Here is an 18,381-nt window from a genome sequence, read left to right on the forward strand (position 1 = left end):
GCTGTAAAGGCGTTTCGGCAGGTTACTGTTTTTTAGTCAAGCGGATATTCGCACCTGCTGCGCATGAAAAGGTCTGGATTTTTCATTATGTCAAAAAAACTTTTTATCAAAGGAACTTTACTTCTTACATTTGCCGGTTTGTTAAGCAGACTTATGGGGTTCTTTTACAGAATATTCCTGTCACACACCATTGGTGCACATGGGCTTGGTATCTTTCAGCTTATACTTCCACTGCAGATTCTGATCATGTCCATCTGCGCTTCCGGTATCCAGACTGCAATCTCCCGCCTCACTGCCGCAGAAAAAGTTTCCAAAAATCCCAGTCGTCATATCTCAGATTATTTTGTCGTGGGAACTGTATTTTCTGTTGTTTTCTCCCTGGTATTCTCCTGGTTTCTTTACAGCTATGCGGATTTCTGGGCAGTACAGATTCTGAAAGAGTCACAGACCTCCGGTCTGATACGGATTCTTTCTCTGAGTATTCCGTTGAGTACACTTCATACCTGTATCAGCAGCTATTATTTGGGAAGAAAACAGGCCGGATTTCCCGCAGGAGTCCAGCTTCTGGAACAGCTTTTCCGCACAGGCGGATGCTATATTCTTTATCTGATCTGTGCATCGCAAGGGCGAAACATCACTCCGGCAATTGCAGTCGGCGGAAATCTTATCGGGGAAATAGCCTCATCTTTTATTTCTCTTTTCGCAGTCAGTATGCATTTTAAGGTAACACATTATAGTATCCGGAATATCAGAAGACCGCTTTCTGTTCTCAGAAAATTGCTCCATATTTCCGTTCCTCTTACCATGAATAAAATACTGCTCACCCTTCTGGGAAGTATTGAAGTGATTCTTATACCTGCAAGGCTGCAAATGTCAGGACTTACTCCCAAAGATTCCCTGAGTGTTTACGGAATCTTTACAGGGATGGCACTTCCGCTTATTCTTTTCCCCGCTACGCTTACAAACTCGGCTGCGGCCATGCTGATTCCCTCCATTACCCAGCTGCAGACTCTGGGGTATCAAAAGCGAATCCAATATGTGATCGGCAGGATTTTCCGATACTGTCTGCTGCTAGGCGGATCCTGCTTGGTTTTTTTTCTGTTTCTTGGAGAATTTCTTGGAAATTTTCTGTTTCACAGTCAGACAGCCGGAATCTATATCCATACCATGTCCTATATCTGTCCTTTTCTGTACCTGAACACCACTCTCACCAGCGTACTCAACGGCCTTGGAAAATCCGGCATCTGCCTGCTGCACAGTGTGATCAGCGTCTGCATCCGGATCAGTTTCGTGCTGTTTGCAATCCCTGTTCTGGGAATCCGGGGATATCTGTACGGGATTCTCTGCAGCGAACTGGCGCTCAGCATCCTGCACAGTTTACAAATACTGCAAAACAACTATAGCAATCCCCGTAAATAATGCATATTGATTAAGAGACTTGATAGTTACTATTCACACTCCACTATCCCGCGAGGTGTTTTGGCATGGATATGCCAAAATCCAGAGACATACAGGCCAAAATTCCATTGCCGCAGGCAATCTGAAATGAATTCTGGCTGCGTTACTGTGAACAGAATGAACAGTAACGATATGATCGCAGAAAGTCATCCGAAAATATTTTGGCTATCGACATTCAGATAGGAATGGTTTATAATAAATTCCGAAAAAAGCAAGACAAATAGACACAAAGGAGATATTACTATGGGATTCGATTTTATCAAAAAATTACCAACCCCTGAAGAAATCCGTAATCAGTATCCCATTGATGCTGAAATTCAGGCTGTTAAAGATGCAAGAGATAAAGAACTGCGTGATGTTTTTACCGGAAAGTCCGATAAATTCCTTGCAATCATCGGTCCTTGTTCAGCAGATAATGAAGATGCTGTTCTGGACTATCTTACCAGATTACGCAATGTTCAGGAGAAAATAGCTGACAAGGTTCTGATCGTTCCACGTGTTTATACAAACAAACCAAGAACAACAGGAGAAGGCTATAAAGGTATGGTTCACCAGCCGGATCCCGAGAAACAGCCAAATCTTCTTGCAGGGCTTGTAGCAATCCGTAAAATGCATATCCATGCAATCCAGACCAGTGGTATGACCTGTGCAGATGAGATGCTTTATCCAGAAAATTACCGTTACCTTTCTGACCTGCTTTCTTATGTGGCAGTAGGTGCACGTTCTGTGGAAGACCAGCAGCATCGTCTTACCGTCAGCGGCATGGAAGTTCCTGCAGGTATGAAAAATCCAACCAGCGGCGATCTTGCAGTCATGCTCAATTCCGTTGTAGCAGCTCAGGGCGGACATCGTTTTATCTACAGAAGCTGGGAAGTAGAAACAACAGGTAATGAACTGGCTCATACAATTCTCCGCGGTGCCGTAAATAAACATGGGGAGGCAATCCCGAACTATCATTACGAGGATCTTCGTCTTCTCTGGGAGAAATATCAGGAGAAAAACCTTAGAAATCCGGCTGTTATCGTTGATACCAACCACTCTAATTCTAATAAACAATATGACCAGCAGGTTCGTATTGCAAAAGAAGTTCTCCACAGCCGCCAGGTAGACCCGGAACTTCATACCCTGGTAAAAGGGCTTATGATCGAGAGTTATATTGAACCGGGAAATCAGAAGATCGGATGTGATCATATTTACGGAAAATCTATTACCGATCCATGTCTTGGATGGGAAGAATCCGAACGTCTTCTGTATACAATTGCTGAGATGTGTTGATCCGTTATTGTTTATAAACAACATTCCATACTCTCTGATCAGATGGATCGCTGTAATTACATTATCTGTAAATAGCACATGTTATGACATTACAGGAAAAAACTATTCAGCCACCCACTGCTTATTGCTCTTCGCAATTAAAGCAGGGGACTTACTTGATTCAGTTAAAAAAGCTTCTATAAACTGTTCAAAACAGACTATAGAAGCTTTTTCATTTGACATTATAGCAATCCTCATAAATAATAAGTTTTTAATGACGTGGATGTGTTTTCATATACACATCACGCATTTTATTCATATTCATGCCCAGATAAATCTGCGTAGTGGAAATATCGGAATGTCCCAGCATTTCCTGAACGCTTCGTATATCCGCACCATTCTGCAGCATATGCACAGCAAAAGAATGTCTCAATGTATGCGGGGCAATATCCCTTTTGATACCGGCATCATCCGCATATCCCTTTAATACTTTCCAGAATCCCTGACGGCTCATCGCTTTCCCTGAACAATTTGTAAATAATGCTGTTTCTTTCTCATCTTTCACAAAAACAGTTCTGGCTGTTTGCAGATACCGTTCCATTGCCTTCTTGCATGGAATACCAATAGGGATAATCCTCTCTTTTCCATTCTCATTACAGACCACATATCCAAACTGGAGATTGACATCAAAAATCTGAAGATGAAGCATCTCACTGACTCTCATACCTGTTGCATACAGCAATTCCAGCATTGCTGAATCTCTTATCCCTTTAGGGGTATCCAATTTCGGCTGCTGAAGTAATTTATCCACTTCTTCTATGGTAAGTATCTCAGGTGCCCTTTTCTCAACCTTCGGAGGTTTCAGGTTATCTGCCGGATCTTCTGCGATCACGCCTTCCTTCCACAGATACTGAAAAAATGCTCTCATAGAAGCAACGCTTCTGGAAATGGAAGATGACGCAAACTTCTCACGTTCCATGTAACTGATATACCCTTCAAGCTCAAGTTCTTTTACATCTTTATAATTTCTGATTCCCCGTTCCTTCAGAAATTCCGCCATTTTTTTCAGATCTCTCTGGTATGAGATCTCTGTATTTGCCGATGTTTTTTTTGTATTATGCAGATATGTAATAAATTCCCTTATTTCTATGTCCATATTCCCGTTTCCTTTTAATCAAAATATCCGCTGCCTGTAGCTCCTGCGATCAGATGAAAATTAATCCTCTTCGCAGTTTATCAGCAGAAAATCGTACTCTCCCCGATAAAATGTATATGTATTATACTGTTTATTTTACATAAAATCAAACCTTTTTTTCGAGAAAAATCCTTGTATTTCAAGCTTTTTCAGCATCAAATACCATATGTCGGAGATTTTATGACAACCAATACTAAATATAGTAAATATGTCATTAAAAAATTTTTATATATTTCAGAATAATGTCAATGATCAGAGGGTTCACATAGCATTCGATAAGTATTCCCAGAAAATATCCTACTGCTGCAATACACATTTTTTTAAGATAAATACTGACTTCTCCGGAAATCAGACCTCTGTTTCTCCATATTTCTGATGATATCTTCCATTCCTGTTCCATAGAATAAAGCCAGACCGGAATGTAAAATAAATATTGCGGCAGCAAAAGTCCCATTCCGATCACTCCGCCTGCAAATCCAAATTCCAGTATAGAAACAGTCATTATCATACCTGCATACAATCCTGATCCCAGAAGCGTTATAACAGCAAGCGGCGCACCAAAAACCGAAAATCCACAGATTATATTCAACAGATAAAAAGCACCTCTGTATTTTAATATTTCTTTCAGATATTCAATATTGCCTGTATTTTTTCCTGCAAATGTACTCAGAAAATATACCGATGCCCATGTTTTCTGCTGCCATTTTGCCTTCCAGATTATATTCGGTATCAGATTTCCGGCCAGAAATCCAAGAAGAAATAAAATAAGCGCAGGAAATTTTTTGGTTCCCGTTCTGTTTTTCTTCATTCTATCACCCTATACCAGTTTACTGAGAAATTCCAGGAAGTATTCCTGTCTTTACAAGAAAGAATCGTGTCCGGAGGGCTTTTTTATGTTATAGGAACATTACGGAGTAATTTCCTATAACATAACATAAAAAAACTGCACAGACTGTATAAATACAATCTGCACAGTTTATATCTGCAAAGAACTGTCCACGATAGTCCATAAAATGAACAATCATATTATTTCGCATAGTCAATCGCTCTGCTTTCACGTATCACGTTGACTTTAATCTGACCGGGATATTCAAGTTCTGCTTCAATCTGTTTCGCAATATCGCGCGCAAGGAGAACCATATCTGCATCATTAACATGCTCCGGCACTACCATTACACGTATTTCTCTTCCCGCCTGAATGGCAAAAGATTTATCAACACCTTTAAACTGGTTCGTAATATCCTCCAGTTGTTTCAGACGATTGGTATAAGTTTCCAGCGTTTCTCTTCTTGCACCAGGTCTCGCCGCTGAAATAGCATCTGCAGCCTGTACAATACATGCAATCAGAGATTCCGGCTCACAGTCACCATGATGAGATGCGACCGTATTGATAACAATCTGGGATTCCTTATACTTCTTACAGAGATCCACACCAATCTGAATATGAGATCCTTCTACTTCATGGTCAATTGATTTACCAATATCATGAAGAAGACCTGCTCTCTTAGCCATACGGACATCTACGCCAACCTCACCGGCCAGCATTCCGGATAACTGAGCTACCTCAATAGAATGTCTTAAAGCATTCTGTCCATAACTTGAACGGAACTTCATACGTCCAAGAAGTTTCAGTAATTCAGGATGAATACCATGAACTCCAACGTCCATAGCTGCATTCTCACCATCTTCGCGAATCTGCGCTTCTACTTCTCTCTGGGCTTTCTCAACCATCTCTTCGATTCTGGCCGGATGGATACGTCCATCTACGATCAGTTTCTCAAGAGCTACACGTGCAACTTCACGACGTATCGGATCAAAAGCAGATAACACAACTGCTTCCGGTGTATCATCAATAATAAGATCCACACCTGTAAGTGTCTCAAGAGTACGGATATTACGGCCTTCACGACCAATAATCCTTCCTTTCATCTCATCGCTCGGAAGCTGAACAACCGAAATGGTAGTTTCAGCTACATGGTCAACTGCACATTTCTGGATGGCATTGACAACATATTCCTTAGCCTTCTTACCAGCTTCTTCCTTTGCCCTGCTTTCCAATTCCCTGTAAAGTCTGGCTACATCCACTTTTACATCATCTTCAACGGATCTGAGTAATTCTTCTTTTGCCTGTTCGGAGGTCAGACCTGAAACTCGTTCCAGTTCCTGTACTCCTTTTTGCTCAAGTTCTTCTACCCGTTTTTCTTTCTTCTGCACCTCAGCTGCTCTCGCTGTGCATTCCGCTTCACGCTTCTCAACTGCATCTGCTTTCTTGTCAACCGCGGATTCTTTTGCTAATACACGATTTTCATATTTCTGCAGTTCGTTTCTTCGTTCCTTGGTTTCTTTCTCCAGTTCATTTTTTGTACGGAGAGATTCTTCCTTCACTTCCAATAAAGCTTCTCTTTTTTTAGTCTCAGCTGTTTTCAGAGCTTCATCTATGATGCTTCTTGCTTTGTCTTCTGCTGTCCCAACAATCTCGGCATCCTTCTGGATTTTATTGTTCACAGCGACTTTGCAAGTAACAGGAACTGCAATAAGTAGCGCGACTACCACAGCGACAATTGCAACAATAATTGTTGTTGTCACAGGAGCACCTCCTTATTTAGTTTTCATTGTACAAATACAACAATACAAGTTTATCTTTTTTTCATACTTATGTCAAGTTTTTCAGGATAATTGTTTGAATATTTTTCCTATATTTAATTACTGTTCGTTCTGTTCTCAGTAATATATTTTGCAATATACATACAATGGAGTATACTATGATTCATCCGAATATGTATGTACAAGTCTGATATTCATATTCTCAAGAGTATCTGCAATGTCTGAATATCCAAATCCTCTTCTCACAAGATAACCATAGAGCCGACGCATTTTTTTCTCATCCAGCTCAGTATCCGGCGAATATTTCTTTTCTATGGTTCGATAGAGGATTTCTTTTTCATCAGGCATATTTAAGGCAGCCTCTTCCTCCCATGCATTTATCGCTGTTTTCCTGTCTATTCCCTTTCCCATAAGTTCCCGGATGATCTTCTGCCGGCTCTTTGTATCCATTCTGTATGCAATATAAGTTCTGGCATATCGTTCATCATCTATATATCCATAGGCTTCAACATATGTCAGAGCATGATCAACCGCCTGACTGGTAAATCCCGCCTGACGCAATTTCTCTCTCAATCCCTTCTCCGTCCGATCCATATGTTCTAAGAGACGCATGGCTTTACGCCTTGCGTCTCTGTATTCTTCAGGTTCTTCCATTAAATTTTTCTGTTGTTTCTGTACAGTCTGTCTCTTTAAAGCCTCTGCATTCCTGAGAAATTCTCTCAGATCTCCGGATGAATTCCCCATGATCACTCCTCAGAAGCATCCGGTACATCACCTGTTGCTGGCACCGGCTCTTTGGCCTGTCCTTCTTCATCCGGAAGAAGATGATAATGGATTCTGACTTGCTTCTCAATCTCATCACAGATATCTGTATGCTCTTTCAGGAAAATCTTCGCATTTTCACGTCCCTGTCCGATCTTATCTCCGTTATATGCGTACCATGCACCGCTCTTATTTACAATTCCGCACTCCGCTGCCAAATCAAGAATATCTCCCTCTTTGGAAATGCCGGTTCCGAACATAATATCAAATTCTGCCTGTTTAAACGGCGGAGCCACCTTATTCTTCACAACTTTGATTCTGGTGTGGTTTCCCACCATCTCACCGCCCTGTTTCAATGTCTCTACTCTGCGGACATCCATGCGGATAGATGAATAAAATTTCAGAGCACGCCCACCTGTCGTTGTCTCAGGGTTTCCAAACATAACTCCAACTTTCTCACGCAGCTGATTGATAAAGATAACTACACAATTAGATTTACTGATCACTGCTGTAAGTTTACGGAGAGCCTGTGACATCAGTCTGGCCTGAAGACCTACATGGCTGTCACCCATATCTCCATCAATCTCCGCCTTCGGTACAAGTGCGGCAACCGAGTCAACGATCACAATATCCACAGCTCCGGAACGCACCATCGTCTCTGTGATCTCAAGTGCCTGTTCTCCATTGTCCGGTTGTGATATGTACAGGTTATCGATATCTACACCGATATTCTTTGCATAGACAGGATCCAGAGCATGTTCTGCATCAATAAATCCGGCAATCCCGCCTCGTTTCTGCACTTCCGCAACCATGTGAAGTGCAACGGTTGTCTTACCGCTGGATTCCGGTCCGTAAATCTCGATGATACGTCCCTTGGGAACACCGCCTACTCCAAGTGCAATATCAAGACTTAAAGATCCGGTAGGGACTGTCTCCACCTGCATATTTGCTCCGGATTCCCCGAGTTTCATGACCGATCCTTTCCCGTAATGTTTCTCAATCTGTCCAAGCGCTGCTTCCAGTGCTTTCTGCTTTTCTTCATTTATCATTTATTTTAATCTCCTTCAGCCCTTTAAGAACTTATGTTCGTTTTCTATTCATTATAGTATTATACTTCCTGTCAAATGTCAAGCTTTTTATTCTGCCTGAATAACCTTTTCATGTTACTGTTCACTCCGTTCTCAGTAACGTTGCCAAAATTCATTTCAGATTACCTGCGGCAATGGAATTTCGGCTTGTATGTCTCGGGATTTTGGCATATTCATGCCAAAACACCTCGCGGGATAATGGTGTGTAAACAGTAACAACATAACAGTAAAAGCAGGGAATGTGCTTTTTTTACATTCCCTGCTCTTTCGTAGTTTTTAATATTTCTCTCTATTTCTATTTATCACCAATCAGCCAGTTGTACATTTCTTCATACTGACGTGCGGAATTACCCCATGAAAAATCAGCTGCCATAGCACGATCAACCATTTTATTCCATTCACGTTTCTTATCATAATAGATTCTTTCCGCATTGCGCACTGTTGCAAGCATCTCATGCGCATTGTAGTTTCTGAAAGAAAATCCGTTTCCAGTTCCCTCATATTCATTATAAGGTACGACCGTATCCTTCAGTCCACCTGTTTCTCTGACGATCGGAAGTGTTCCGTAACGGAGACTCATCAGCTGACTCAAACCACATGGCTCAAATAAGGACGGCATCAGGAACGCATCTGCTGATGCATAGATACGGTGAGACATTTTCTCATCATAATAGATCTGAGCAGATACCTTTCCATGATATTTCCAGTCAAAGTGACGGAACATATTCTCATAACGTTCATCACCGGTTCCAAGAATTACAAGCTGGATAGCATCCTGGCAAAGCTCATCCATCACATATGCGATCAGATCAAACCCTTTCTGATCTGTCAGTCGTGATACAATACCTATCATCATCGTCTTCGGATCTTCCTGCAATCCAAGATCTCTCTGCAGCTGAAGTTTGTTCTTAACTTTCTCTTTTCTGAAAGTTGTTGCATTATAAGTCTTTGTGATATATGGATCTGTTTCAGGATTGAATTCATTGTAATCAATACCATTTACAATTCCACGCAGGCTGTTTGCACGCGCACACATCAGACCGTCCAGTTTTTCTCCATAGAACGGTGTCTTGATTTCCTCTGCATAAGTATTGCTTACAGTAGTGACTGCATCTGCAAACACAATACCGCCCTTCAGATAGTTGGCATCTTTATATGCTTCCAGTTTGTCTGCTGTAAAATAATAATCGGACAGTCCTGTGATATTCTTGATTGTCTGTACATCCCATACACCCTGGAATTTAAGGTTATGTATTGTCATGATCGTCTTGATATTCCAGAAAAATTCATTCTGCTGGAAGCTGTCGTGCAGATATACGGGAACAAGTCCGGTCTGCCAGTCATGACAGTGTATAATGTCCGGTCTGAATCCGATAACCGGAAGAACTGACAGTACAGCTTTGGAGAAGAATGCAAATTTCTCCAGATCCCATGTTCCTCCATCATACGGTTTGGGTCCGCTGAAATAGTATTCATTGTCAATAAAATAAAACTGAATTCCTTCGTACTCCATGTGCATGATTCCTACATAGCAGTTCTTATATCCAAGATCCATGTAGAAATGTGTGATATAGTTCATTTTATCTTTCCATTCCTGTTTCATACAGGCATATTTCGGTAAGATCACACGAATATCAAAATATCGTTTATCAAAATATTTCGGCAATGAGCCAGCTACATCTGCCAGACCTCCTGTTTTGATAAATGGTACAGCTTCAGATGTTGCAAATAAAATATTTTTCATGCGAAAAACCCTCCTTGGTAGCCTTTATTGAATAATTATACTCCAAACTATGACTATTGGAAAGAGCGATTTTTATATTCCAGTCTGATTTTATCTGCAATCAGAGCAATAAATTCTGAATTTGTGGGTTTTCCTTTTCCTGTACTGACTGTGTAACCGAATAATTCATCTATTGTGTCCATTTTTCCTCTGCTCCAGGCAACTTCAATGGCGTGTCTGATAGCCCGTTCCACTCTGCTGGCTGTTGTCTGATGTTTCTTTGCAATCGTAGGATACAGTATCTTGGTAATGGAATTAAGCATCTCCATGTCATTAACTGACAGGATGATGGCGTCACGCAGATACTGATATCCTTTAATATGTGCAGGCACTCCAATCTCATGAATGATATTTGTCACGTCTGTTTCCAGATTTCTCACAGGTACCGGATTGTCTTCTGTCCTTTCAGGCTGCCGCCCGATCTGACGTATTCTTCTCTCGCCGGCTCTGCGCACATGTTTGATACGATTAAGCAGCATCTGATTATCGAAAGGCTTCAGGATATAATAATCTGCCCCTAAGTTAAATGCATTTTCTGTAATACGTTCCTGACCGACTGCCGAAACTACGATAAATGATGGGATCTTTTTGAGACTTTTGTCATTGGCAAATTTCTCCATTACTGCCAGTCCGTCCATTTTCGGCATAATAATATCCAGAACCACAACGTCCGGTTCCTTTTCACGTATAATATTACAGATTTCTTCTCCGTTATGCGCTTTTCCCACAAGTTCCAGATCTTTGTCTTCTTCTATTATCTGACCAAGTACTTCCACCATTTTCTCATTATCATCTGCAATTGCCACATTTAATTTTTCCATAAATTTCACTCCTCCCCCATTTTTCAATAAATCTCTTTTTTTTTCGGTTCATCACATATTATAGAGGAATGCTTACGGAAAAATCAAGACACAGAGAGAAATTTGTCCTATTTTATGTCGACAGTTTTGGTGATTCTTTTTTCTTTATTTTCATTTTTCACAGGCATCTGATATATTTCGACAATAATCAGATTTTTGTTTCATAATCCTGATCATCCATTAAAAGAGTCTTTCTGTATTTTTCAGCATATTTTCAATAAAGATTCCATATCCGCTGGAAGCATCCTGAACAAATACATGAGTTACCGCACCAATGATTTTTCCATTCTGGATAACCGGGCTTCCGCTGAGCCCCTGTACAATCCCTCCTGTAGCTTCCAGGAGTTCTTTATCTGTCACCTTTATCACAAAACTTTTGTTGGTATCTTCATGATTCAAATCTATTTTTCTGATCTCTGCATCATATTCTTTTACCTTGCCATCTGTACTGCAGAGAATTGTGGCTGTTCCAATCTTCACTTCCTGCTTATACGCAGCCGGCATTTTCTTTAAAGTGATCGCATCATCTGCAATCCCTGTGAACTGACCATAAATTCCGTTTCTGCTGTTTGCTTCGATAGTTCCAAGAATATTTCTGTCATCATAGCAGATGTATCCTGCAAGTTCGCCGGGATTGCCTTTACTTCCTTTGTTAATCGCAAGAATCCGGGCTTTATACAAAGCTCCGTTTCGGATATTCAGAAGCTGGGCAGTGTCTATATCACTGATTCCATGGCCAAGGGCACCATAATTACCATTCTGATCTACGTAGGTAAGCGTTCCTATCCCCTGCGTGTCATCTCTTACCCAGATTCCAAGTTTATAGTCTCCTTTTTTGTCTTTTACAGGAGTTACAGATACAGGAATACTCTCTCCTTTACGGCTTATCCCCAGTGTAACTTCGCTGCCATCAAGTTCTGAGATGTCATCTATCAGTTCTCTTTTTGTAGAGATTTTTTCTCCGTTAAATGAGATAATGTAATCTCCCTGTCTGATAATATTTCTAGCAGGCTCCTCTGTCTCACCATTCCGATTCTGAATTTCACCGGTGTCAATCACCAGAACACCTTCTGTTTGCATATAAATTCCTATGGTGCTTCCGCTGACATAAATTTCCTGATCATCTGCAGGTGTTACTTTTATTTCTTTAAATGGAATATAACCCAAAAGTTTACAGGGCAGAATATAGCCTCCATCCTGCGAAACAGTAACTGCTTCTTCAAATGTAACAAACGGTGTTGACAAAACTTCTGTGACATCTTCTGTTTTTTTGCCTCTGGAAATCTGAATTTCGTCAGGTATCTTTCTGTCCAGATATCTGTAACCTGATATCAGCATCACCAACAGATCCAGCACAAGACAACAGATGACAAAAAGTCTGTATTTTCTTTTGTTCATTGTTATGCACATCCTTTCATTCTGTATTTATGAAATTCTGTAACTGTGAAATTGCCATAAAACACTTCCCATCACAGTAAACCCGAAAGGTACAAAAATAAGAGAGAACAATCCGTCACAAAGATTATCCTCTCTTAGTATGTGGTCAATTATTTTATTTAAATCTTGTATTTTTTTGTTTCTGTGCCAATTCTTTCATCTCTTTCGCATTCTCAAAAACTGCAGGTGTAATTTCTGCACCACCTAACAGTCTTGCCAGTTCGCGGATGGAATCATGTTCTTTAAGCACATGGATCTGGGTAATAGTCTCAGTTCCCTGCAGATGTTTTTCAATTTCAAAATGACTGTCTGCCATAGCTGCAATCTGCGGCAGATGCGTGATGCAGAGTACCTGATGATGCTGTCCGATCACTGCCATCTTTTCAGAGACTTTCTGTGCAGTTCTTCCACTGATACCAGTATCGATCTCATCGAAGATCAATGTCTCAATCTCATCTCTGTCTGCAAGGATTGCCTTTAATGCAAGCATGATTCGAGACAACTCACCGCCGGATACGATCTGTCCCAGTGGCTTCAGAGTTTCTCCGGGATTTGTAGAAATGAGATACTGGATATCATCGGTTCCATTATCTGTGTAGTTTTTCTTTTTTCGGAAATCAATGGCAAAATTCACATCCAGGAAGTTTAAATCCTTCAATCCCTGAATAATCTTCTGCTCAAGCTGTTTACTGTATTCTTTACGGATTTCTGCTAATTCATCCGACTTTTTCTCAAGAATATTTTCCAGTTCTCTGAGACGCTCCTTTAATTCCTGTAAATTTTCTTCATATTTATGTAATTTTTCCAGTTTTTCTTCCTGAAGTTTGCGATATGTGAAAATTTCCTCAATGGTACGTCCATATTTTGCCTTCAGTCCATTGATCAGATCCAGTCTTCTCTCTGTCTCATAAAACTCTCCTTCATCAAAGGTCAGCTCGTCCAGATAAGCGGATACTTCTCTGTTAAAATCATTCAGAAGACCGTCTACAGAAGTAAGTGTCTCTGCAAGAGGTGTAAGCTCCGGATCATACTGTGTTACATGAGAGAATTCCTTTAATGCCTCTCCGACAGTCTCTCCGGCGCCTTCCTTGCTTTCATAGCCTGTGAGATTATGTACAAGCTGCAGGGAGTCAACGATGAGTTTTGCATTGCTCATTTTTCTGTACCGGGCTTCCAGTTCCTCATCCTCTCCCAGCTGCAGATTTGCTTTCTCGATTTCTTTGATCTCAAACTCCAGAAAAGCCAGCTCACGATTCCTCTGCTCCTCATTCATATTCATGGAACCAAGTTCTGTTTTGCATTTGCTGTATTCTTTATATGCCAGAGATACTTTCTCCTTTGCAGGAAGGATTTTTTCTTTTCCATATGCATCCAGGATTGCAAGCTGCTTATCCTGATACAGAAGTGACTGATGCTCGTGCTGTCCATGGATATCCAAAAGGCATGCAGCAGCGGCCTTCATCTGACCTACAGTACTTGTCTCTCCATTAATCTTGTTGATGCTTCTTCCATCCATGATTTTTCTGGACAGAAGTACCTGTCCATCTTCCGGACAGATATCCAGTGCTTTCAGTGTCTCCAGCGCTTTCTCGTTTTCTACCTGAAAAAGCAGCTCCACAAGTGCATAGGATGCATTTTCCCTTATCATATTTTTAGAAGTTTTTGCACCCAGGATCAGCTGCATAGACCCCAGAAGGATAGATTTACCTGCTCCGGTCTCACCGGTCAGGATATTCAGTCCGGGACCAAATTCCACTTCTATTTCTTCTATCAGTGCAAGATTTTTCACATGCAGATGAGCTAACATTTATTGCCTCCATAATCAAGTCATTTGTAATGTTAAAAGTTCAGGATCGTAACTGCAAAGGTATTGAGCAGTTACTCGTGGGATCACTTATTCAATCTGACAAAACTTCTCAGTTTCTCCGCTGCTCCCAGTGCCATGTCTGCAGTCTTTGCAGCACACATAATAGTGTCATCACCTGCAATACATCCCAGTATTTCCGGCCATTTCAACGCATCCAGGGCTGCTGCCACGCCCATGGCCATTCCGGAAACGGTTTTGATCACAATGATATTCTGTCCCACATCAATAGAAAGCAGGGTATCTTCCAGTACTCTTGTATATTTTTCTCCAAGACTTCCTGATTCATTATTAATAATTGCATAACGAGACTTTCCGTCCTTTCCTGCCACTTTTGTCAGCTTGAGAGCACGAATATCTCTGGATACAGTCGCCTGTGTCACCTTAAATCCTGCCTCATTAAGTCTGGAGGCCAGCTCTTCCTGTGTATCAATATCATACTGATGAATCAGTTCAATAATTTTCTCATGTCTCGCAACTTTCACCTTATTTCCTCCTGCTGATCAGCTGTCTCTCATCTTCCGGCGCAATACCTCAACAAAACTTAAATGGTTCAGCTTCAGAATCTTTGTCTTTACATCTGCCTGCCGGATCTGAATGCAGTCACCGGTGACCATGGGGATAAATGTATCTCCGTCAAAAGATGCGATTCCCTTTTCACAGTCACAGTGTCTTCCTTTTCCTATCTCTACAGTGATCACATCCTGCGCAGGAAAAATAATGCTTCTTGTATTCAGTGTGTGTGGTGCTATGGGAGTCATGATCGTCATGGCGGCATTGGGCGATACAATAGGTCCTCCCGCTGACAGACTGTATCCGGTAGATCCGGTAGGTGTTGAAATAATAATTCCATCAGCATTATAAGAGTTAAGATAAACATCATTTACATAATTCTTAAACCGGACCACGCGGAGATGACCGTCTCTGCCGATCACAATGTCATTCAATGCAATATCCTGTCCGATCAGTTTTCTGCCGCGGTACACCCTTCCTTCCAGCATCATGCGTTCTTCTACCTCGTAATCATCCGCCATCAGCTGATCCAGAGCACTGTACAGAGAGGTCTGATTCACTTCTGCAAGAAAACCCAGATTTCCCAGATTGATTCCAAGAAGAGGAATTTCCTTATGCACCACATCCCTTGCTGCCTGAAGAAGTGTGCCATCTCCTCCCAGAACAATAATACACTGTGTATCGTCCGGAACCTTATCAGGATCTGTATAATGAAAGGAACCCTCATGTTTCCTTTCTGCCTGCTGTACTTCACAGTTTTTGTGATGTGTTTTCAGATAATCTGCGATTTTTTCTGTGATTTCAAGTTTTTTATCCTTGTCACTGTTTGTAATAATATAAAACCTGTCCATAGTTTCTTCCTGACTCAGCCTTTTTAATCCAACTGTCCATGAGCCTCTGCCACAACAGCTTCTACAGATACCTTCAGGCTGTCGGTAACCCCGGTACCTTCCGGATGTTTTTTCAGATGAAGAAGATATTCGATATTTCCTTCCGGTCCTTTAATTGGCGAAAAAGAAAGATGACATGGCTCCATAAAAATACTCATGGCATAATCGCGCACTTTTTCGATCACTTCCTGATGAACAGCAGGATCTCTTACAACCCCCTTCTTTCCGACTTTCTCTCTCCCCGCCTCAAACTGCGGCTTGATCAGACATACGATCTCACCCTCATCTGTAAGGAGATTTCTTACAGGAAGCAGTACTTTTGTAAGAGAAATAAAGGACACATCAATTGATGAAAAATCTGCCGGTTCTCCCAAATCCTCCGGTACCACATAGCGGATATTGGTTTTCTCCATACAGACTACACGCGGATCGTTACGAAGCTTCCAGTCAAGCTGTCCATATCCTACATCAATGGAATAAACTTTTACTGCCCCGTTCTGTAACATACAATCTGTAAACCCTCCGGTGGACGCACCTACATCCATACAGACCTTACTATCCAATGTGACATCAAAGTTTTTCATAGCTTTTTCAAGTTTCAGCCCACCGCGGCTTACATACGGAAGAGTGTTTCCTCTGACCTCAATCTTTACAGTCTCCGGGAACATGGTTCCCGCCTTATCTTCTTTCTGACCATCAACATATACATCGCCTGCCATGATGAATGCCTTTGCCTTCTCGCGGGATGGCGCAAGGGCGCGTTCCATCATAAGCATATCCAAACGTTTCTTCATTGCTCTCTTAATTCCTCACTATCTTCTATTGCCTGTCTGATGTCTTCCACTCCAAGTCCAATCCGGCTGCGCAGGCTTTCTACATTTCCCTGGGGTACGAAACGATCCCAGACAGCTGCCGACAACACTCTTATTTCCGGATGACAGGCTTCCATATAAGCAGACACATGCTCTCCGTATCCGCCGCTTTTCACATTCTCTTCTACTGTCACAAACAGACTGTGATCCTTTGCCAGTTCATCAAGAAGATCCACATCCAGTGGTTTCACAAATCTGGCATTTACAAAAGTAGGATCATAGCCGTCATCTTTCAGTCCTTTACAGATTTCCATGCAGGACGGGATCATACTTCCCACTCCCAGCACAGCGATTTTTTTTCCTTTGCGGATAATCTCACTTCTGCCATATTCCACAGGTGCCTGATATTCCCGAAGCCCCTGATGCGCACTGCCTCTCGGATAGCGGATTGCAATCGGTCCGTCAAAGCTTACCGCAAATGCAAGCATCTCTTCCAGTTCTCTGTCATTCTTCGGTGCCAGAACAGTCATATTCGGCATCATGGACAAATAAGACAGATCAAAGCAGCCCTGATGCGTCTCCCCGTCTGCGCCTACAAGCCCTGCCCTGTCAACAGCAAAAATCACATGAAGCTTCTGCATACATACATCATGCAGGATCTGATCTACAGCACGCTGCAGAAAAGATGAATAGATGGCAACAACAGGAACCAGGCCGCCAAGAGCCAGACCCGCCGCAAAACTCACCGCATGTTCCTCTGCGATTCCCACATCAAAAAATCTGTCCGGAAATCTCCTGGAAAATTCCACAAGTCCGGTTCCATCCGGCATGGCTGCGGTAATAGCTGTCAGTTTTTTATTTTTCTCACCAAGAGAGACCAGTGCTTTGGAAAAAACATCTGTATAACCCGGCACTGTTTTCTTCTGAAGTACCCGGCCTGTTTTAATATCAAAAGGACCTGTTCCATGAAACCTGTCCGGATGGGCACTTGCAGGTTCGTATCCTCTGCCTTTCTTTGTCAGGACATGAACAACTACCGGTCCTTCTACCCGTTTTGCTTCATTAAAGAGTTTCATCATCTGACGCATATTATGACCGTCAACAGGTCCCAGATATGTCAGCCCCATATTTTCAAACAGCATTCCCGGAATAAAAAGCTGCTTGACACTGCTTTTGGTTTTTCTCATAGTATCTACCAGAGCAGTCCCTACCTTCGGAACCTTCTTCAGTGCCTTTGTCACACCCATCTTCATTCCTGTATAAGCTTCTGCAGTTCTCAGTGCACTCAGATAAGTGGACATGCCTCCTACATTTCTGGAAATGGACATATTATTGTCATTTATGATAATAATAAAATTTGTCTTTAACTCTGCAGCATTATTTAATGCCTCATACGCCATTCCTCCGGTGAGAGCACCATCTCCGATCACAGAAACCACATGATGCTTCTGTCCCAGAATATCTCTGGCATGCACATATCCCAGTCCTGCCGAAATTGAATTGGAACTGTGTCCTGCATCATATGCATCACAGGGGCTCTCACTTCTCTTAGGAAAACCGCTTAATCCACCTTCCTGTCGCAGATTCTTAAATTCATCTTTTCTTCCGGTAAGAATCTTATGTGTATATGCCTGATGTCCTACATCCCAGATTAGTTTGTCTTCCGGAAAATCCAGCACATTATGAAGAGCCAGAGTCAGTTCCACTACTCCCAGATTTGAAGCAAGATGTCCGCCTGTCTGACTTACTGACCGGATTAAAAAGTCCCTGATCTCCGCTGCCAGAGGCTCGAAATCTTCCAATGGTATCTTATGGATATCATTGGGTTTCTTAATCTTTTCCAGAATCATTTGTATCCTTC

General features: G+C 41.8%; 15 protein-coding genes. 2 read left to right on the forward strand and 13 right to left on the reverse strand.

Annotated elements, in window-relative coordinates; genetic code table 11:
• The first annotated feature begins 87 nt into the window (after window positions 1–87).
• The gene (locus LJE12_RS03780) at window positions 88–1,419 is read left to right on the forward strand and encodes a polysaccharide biosynthesis protein (RefSeq protein ID WP_226852843.1); all 1,332 of its coding nucleotides are present in this window, start codon (window positions 88–90) and stop codon (window positions 1,417–1,419) included.
• A gap of 282 nt (window positions 1,420–1,701) precedes the next feature.
• Window positions 1,702–2,733 (forward strand): 3-deoxy-7-phosphoheptulonate synthase, encoded by a 1,032-nt coding sequence (locus LJE12_RS03785; protein ID WP_161233179.1) that lies wholly within the window; start codon window positions 1,702–1,704, stop codon window positions 2,731–2,733.
• Window positions 2,734–2,983: 250 nt separating this feature from the next.
• On the opposite strand, the gene xerD is transcribed toward LJE12_RS03785, so the two are convergent.
• The 13 genes from xerD to dxs form a co-directional block, all read right to left on the reverse strand.
• Entirely contained in the window at window positions 2,984–3,868 is an 885-nt protein-coding gene (gene xerD, locus LJE12_RS03790; protein ID WP_161233180.1) for a site-specific tyrosine recombinase XerD, read from the reverse strand.
• Window positions 3,869–4,121: 253 nt separating this feature from the next.
• Window positions 4,122–4,715 (reverse strand): stage II sporulation protein M, encoded by a 594-nt coding sequence (locus tag LJE12_RS03795; protein ID WP_227226404.1) that lies wholly within the window; start codon window positions 4,713–4,715, stop codon window positions 4,122–4,124.
• Window positions 4,716–4,933: 218 nt separating this feature from the next.
• On the reverse strand, window positions 4,934–6,493 hold the full coding sequence (rny, locus tag LJE12_RS03800; RefSeq protein WP_008704078.1) for a ribonuclease Y: 1,560 nt from the start codon (window positions 6,491–6,493) through the stop codon (window positions 4,934–4,936).
• 174 nt (window positions 6,494–6,667) lie between these two features.
• Window positions 6,668–7,255: a regulatory protein RecX gene (locus LJE12_RS03805; RefSeq protein WP_227226406.1), complete on the reverse strand. Its 588-nt coding sequence runs from the start codon at window positions 7,253–7,255 to the stop codon at window positions 6,668–6,670.
• Between the two features lie 2 nt (window positions 7,256–7,257).
• Window positions 7,258–8,322 carry a recombinase RecA gene (gene recA, locus LJE12_RS03810; RefSeq protein WP_227226408.1) on the reverse strand — a complete coding sequence of 355 codons (1,065 nt, stop codon included), beginning with the start codon at window positions 8,320–8,322 and terminating at the stop codon, window positions 7,258–7,260.
• Between the two features lie 334 nt (window positions 8,323–8,656).
• Complete coding sequence (gene glgA, locus LJE12_RS03815; protein ID WP_008704084.1) at window positions 8,657–10,105, reverse strand: glycogen synthase GlgA; 1,449 nt, start codon at window positions 10,103–10,105, stop codon at window positions 8,657–8,659.
• A 53-nt stretch (window positions 10,106–10,158) separates the two neighbouring features.
• Window positions 10,159–10,965, reverse strand: a complete 807-nt coding sequence (gene spo0A, locus LJE12_RS03820) for a sporulation transcription factor Spo0A (RefSeq protein ID WP_008704085.1) — start codon at window positions 10,963–10,965, stop codon at window positions 10,159–10,161.
• A 219-nt stretch (window positions 10,966–11,184) separates the two neighbouring features.
• Window positions 11,185–12,402, reverse strand: coding sequence for a SpoIVB peptidase (gene spoIVB, locus LJE12_RS03825; RefSeq protein ID WP_227226410.1), 1,218 nt, complete (start codon window positions 12,400–12,402; stop codon window positions 11,185–11,187).
• Between the two features lie 154 nt (window positions 12,403–12,556).
• Window positions 12,557–14,248: a DNA repair protein RecN gene (gene recN, locus LJE12_RS03830; RefSeq protein WP_227226412.1), complete on the reverse strand. Its 1,692-nt coding sequence runs from the start codon at window positions 14,246–14,248 to the stop codon at window positions 12,557–12,559.
• Window positions 14,249–14,331: 83 nt separating this feature from the next.
• Window positions 14,332–14,790: an arginine repressor gene (gene argR, locus LJE12_RS03835; RefSeq protein WP_008704088.1), complete on the reverse strand. Its 459-nt coding sequence runs from the start codon at window positions 14,788–14,790 to the stop codon at window positions 14,332–14,334.
• A gap of 18 nt (window positions 14,791–14,808) precedes the next feature.
• On the reverse strand, window positions 14,809–15,669 hold the full coding sequence (locus LJE12_RS03840) for an NAD(+)/NADH kinase (RefSeq protein ID WP_008704089.1): 861 nt from the start codon (window positions 15,667–15,669) through the stop codon (window positions 14,809–14,811).
• Window positions 15,670–15,692: 23 nt separating this feature from the next.
• Window positions 15,693–16,502 carry a TlyA family RNA methyltransferase gene (locus tag LJE12_RS03845; RefSeq protein WP_008704090.1) on the reverse strand — a complete coding sequence of 270 codons (810 nt, stop codon included), beginning with the start codon at window positions 16,500–16,502 and terminating at the stop codon, window positions 15,693–15,695.
• The gene (gene dxs / locus LJE12_RS03850) at window positions 16,499–18,370 is read right to left on the reverse strand and encodes a 1-deoxy-D-xylulose-5-phosphate synthase (protein ID WP_022381296.1); all 1,872 of its coding nucleotides are present in this window, start codon (window positions 18,368–18,370) and stop codon (window positions 16,499–16,501) included. The genes LJE12_RS03845 and dxs overlap by 4 nt, the downstream gene beginning before the upstream one ends.
• Window positions 18,371–18,381 lie beyond the last annotated feature (11 nt).

The organism is Blautia sp. DFI.6.71 (assembly GCF_020593585.1).
In the GTDB taxonomy this organism is placed as follows: Bacteria; Bacillota; Clostridia; order Lachnospirales; family Lachnospiraceae; genus Blautia_A; species Blautia_A wexlerae.